The sequence below is a fragment of the Enterobacter sp. UNJFSC 003 genome (genome assembly GCF_036903355.1).
Lineage (GTDB): Bacteria > Pseudomonadota > Gammaproteobacteria > Enterobacterales > Enterobacteriaceae > Enterobacter.
In genome coordinates this window covers 1-245 of the sequence record NZ_JBAKHK010000298.1, presented here as the reverse complement: position 1 = coordinate 245, position 245 = coordinate 1, and the positions used below count along the sequence as shown (strand labels likewise).

Here is a 245-nt window from a genome sequence, read left to right as displayed (position 1 = left end):
GATTTTCCCGGTCGCACGTTCGACGCCAATCCCCGGTCCATCATAATAAAAGCCCGAAATTTCAGCCTGCGGGAAGCGATCGCTGACCACCAGAACGCCACTTTGCGCCAGTCGCTGAACCTTGCGTAGATTCGCCATTCTTCGCAGCGAGAAGCAGTACATAATCACCGCCGCCCATAGCGCCGGAGATTTGGTTTTCATGCTTTGGGTTTTCGAGGATTTGGCCGCCAGTCGCCGTTCCAGCC

1 pseudogene is annotated in these 245 nt (G+C 55.9%); it reads right to left on the bottom strand.

Going from position 1 to position 245, the window contains the following annotated elements:
* Positions 1 to 245 (bottom strand): annotated as a pseudogene (locus V5P19_RS24250) (hypothetical protein); the annotation flags it as partial.